Origin of the sequence: uncultured Desulfovibrio sp. (assembly GCF_944324525.1) — a bacterium.
GTDB lineage: Bacteria > Desulfobacterota > Desulfovibrionia > Desulfovibrionales > Desulfovibrionaceae > Desulfovibrio.
Genome location: NZ_CALUWS010000092.1, coordinates 1 through 2,886, shown reverse-complemented (window position 1 = coordinate 2,886; position 2,886 = coordinate 1). Strand labels below are relative to the sequence as shown.

At 63.0% G+C, this 2,886-nt stretch carries 3 protein-coding genes; 2 read left to right on the top strand and 1 reads right to left on the bottom strand.

The genetic code is table 11. The features are described from left to right. The coding region (locus Q0K12_RS12400) for an aldehyde dehydrogenase family protein (protein ID WP_297263283.1) at nucleotides 1–527 on the bottom strand (527 nt) is incomplete at its 3' end. 415 nt (nucleotides 528–942) lie between these two features. Between Q0K12_RS12400 and Q0K12_RS12395 the strand changes: the two genes are divergently transcribed. Both Q0K12_RS12395 and Q0K12_RS12390 read left to right on the top strand, forming a co-directional pair. Beyond that, entirely contained in the window at nucleotides 943–1,383 is a 441-nt protein-coding gene (locus Q0K12_RS12395) for a hypothetical protein (protein ID WP_297263282.1), read from the top strand. A gap of 243 nt (nucleotides 1,384–1,626) precedes the next feature. Beyond that, complete coding sequence (locus Q0K12_RS12390; RefSeq protein ID WP_297263281.1) at nucleotides 1,627–2,430, top strand: sulfite exporter TauE/SafE family protein; 804 nt, start codon at nucleotides 1,627–1,629, stop codon at nucleotides 2,428–2,430. Nucleotides 2,431–2,886 lie beyond the last annotated feature (456 nt).

Genomic DNA, 2,886 nt, shown 5'->3' with positions numbered 1-2,886 from the left:
GGCTTGAAGATGAAGGTATTGCCCGCCACGATGGCGTAGGGGATGAACCAGCCGAAAACCAGCGCCGGGAAGTTGAAGGGCGCCACGCCGCCGAAGACGCCCAGCGGCTGCCGCACGACCTTGGCGGAGATGTTGGTGGACACATAGTCCAGGATGTCGCCCTGGATCATGGACGGCGCGGACGCGGCGGACTCGATGATCTCGATGACGCGCTGCACTTCGCCGCGCGCTTCGGAAATGTGTTTGGCCTGGTCAAGAGCGATGCCGTGCGCCAGCTTTTCAGCGTCGCGGATCATGCATTCACGGATCTTGAGCACATAGGCCACACGCTTGCCCATAGACAGATTGCGCCAGCCCTTGTAGGCGGCATGGGCCGTGGCAATGGCTTTTTCCGCCGTTTCCGGCCCCGAAATGGGCACGGAACCGATCTCTTCGCCGGTGGAAGGATTGTACAGGGGCACACGCTTGCCGTTGACTTCGTCCTGCCATTCGCCGTTGATGAAATTGCGGATGATGATGTCTGACATGGAACTCCTGCCTTTGATAAGGTTGCTGCCGCACAGGCGGCCGTACATGACATTTTGCCCGAAAGCCGCGGTCTGCGGGCTTGCCCTGGCCGCGTTCTGGTTTTCGGATTCTTGTGAAGAATAGCTCATGTTGCGCGTAATGCATGTCGCATTTGCGACATCGCAAGATAAATTTCTTGAAATGTTGCCGGAGAAATGTTTTTGCCCGTCCAGACACAGGAGGCGTCTTTCAAGCGCCCTTCGCCGCCCTTTTCCCGTCCGGCGAATACGCGGGCCGGGCTTTTCCCGACAGGGGGAGGCGGCTTCGCCTGCACGCCGTGCGCAGGCCCCGCTTTTCCTGACATGACCGAGACTCCCGCCTTGCCGTGCGCAGGCAGGAAGGAGGGGCGGCAAATCCCGTTGAAGTGAGGTGGATATGTTGGCGATCATACGTCGTCTCTTCAGTGCGGCACTCGTCTGGGGCCTGTGCGGCCACGGGGCCCTTGCCGCTGGGCAGCCATATCCGGACTGCTCGGGCCATGACCGCTGGCCGGCCGCCATGACCGGGGTACGGCTGAAGGAGCTGGGACTCAGCGAAAAGGCCGGTGGCTACGACAAGGTCGAGGTCGAGTTGCTGGCTTCCGAGCCGCTTCCCGCGGAGCGGCACGGCCGCCCGCTCTTCCGGCAGGTGCACAAGGTGACCATAGCGGACGGCGGCAGGACCTTTACCGCCATCACGGTCACCACGGCATCTTTTGAAGAGTGTTCGGAAGTCGGGGGCGATGTGTACGTCATTGCCGTCGCCTGCCCTGCCGGTGGCCAGTGCGTGCGTTCCAGCCTGCCGCGCCACGGACAAGAGCAGGGATCCCGTCCGTAACCTGCTCGCATGCGTCGGCGAAAAAAGGTGTCGCTGCCCTCCTCCCTCCTTTTTCCGTTATTCCCCGCGGGCCCGTCAGCGGACGGGCCCGCCCAGCCGGGGCAAGACCGCCCTGCTCTCCATGTTGACCGGCGCGACAATTTGTTACACATCAAGGGTTGCGCCGCACGGCCGGGACCGTCTCAGTGTCTGACCTTGAATGACCGCGTGACGCATCAACGACGCATACAGGAGCAGGCAGACATGTTGAGCGCCATCATCACTTATTGTTGTCTCGGAGCGTTTGCGGGCATCCTTGCCGGATTGCTGGGCGTGGGCGGCGGTATCGTCATCGTGCCCATGCTGGTTTTTGCCTTCGGCTGGCAGGATTTCCCGTCACAGTACATCATGCTGCTGGCCCTGGGGACCTCCCTGGGCAGCATCATGTTCACCTCGGTCTCCAGCGCCTTGTCCCACAGCCGCAGGGGCGCGGTGGACTGGCGCGCCGTGGGCCGCATCGCGCCGGGCATCATGCTGGGCACGTTCTGCGGTTCGCATCTGGCCGCCCTGCTGCCCAAGAAGGGCCTGCAGGTCTTTTTCGTCTGCTTCCTCGCCTATGTGGTCAGCCAGATGCTGCTGGGCAAAAAGCCCAAGGCCAGCCGCGAACTGCCGGGCATGGCGGGCATGAGCTGCGCGGGCGGGATCATCGGCGTCATCTCCAGTCTGGTGGGCATCGGCGGGGGCACGCTCTCCGTCCCCTTCCTCATCTGGCATAATGTGGAGATCCACCGGGCCATCGGCACCTCGGCGGCCATCGGCTTCCCCATTGCCGTGTCGGGCTTCCTCGGCTACCTCGTGGCGGGCTGGGACGCGGCAGGCCTGCCTGCGGGCTCGCTGGGCTACATCTATCTCCCGGCGCTGTTCAGTCTGGTCATCTGCAGCATGATCACCGCGCCGCTGGGCGTGCGTATCTCCCACAGTCTGGATGTGCCGCGCCTTAAGCGCTGCTTTGCCGTGTTGCTCATCGTGGTGGGAGCCAAGATGCTTTGGGACGTGTTCGCGGCATAGAGTAATTCCACTTCCCTGCCGGCACGGGCAAGGGAAAAGCAGAGCGCGGCAAGATAAAAAAGAGCGGACATACGCAAGCGTATGTCCGCTCTTGAAGTCTCTCCTTCGGGCGTGCCCGTACCGCGCAGCGATGGGCCGCAGGCAGGAAGCCGAGCGTATGGAGCATTTTTCGTTTGATACGCGTTGTGTTCCAAAACCTGCGGCCAGTCGTTTCGCGAAAAAAACGTGGTGTTTCCGCTTGTTTTGGGCCGGGGCACTATGCCGCCTCGCGTTCCTGACGTTTGCCCCGGCAAAAGCGCGCTGGGGAAGGGAAATCCCTCGCGCTGTCAGCGAGCCGACGGGCGGCCCGCAGGGCCGTGCCCGTGAGGTGGCGCAGGAACCTTACGGGCATCGACAGCAGAGCGCGACCGAAAGGCGGCCGCAGGCCGTGCCCGTTAGGCGACGCAGGAGCCTTAC

Excerpts from the sequence above, each read along its gene's own strand:
- Q0K12_RS12395 (WP_297263282.1), top strand. The coding sequence starts at position 943 with ATGTTGGCGATCATACGTCGTCTCTTCAGTGCGGCACTCGTCTGGGGC.
- Q0K12_RS12390 (WP_297263281.1), top strand. The coding sequence starts at position 1,627 with ATGTTGAGCGCCATCATCACTTATTGTTGTCTCGGAGCGTTTGCGGGC.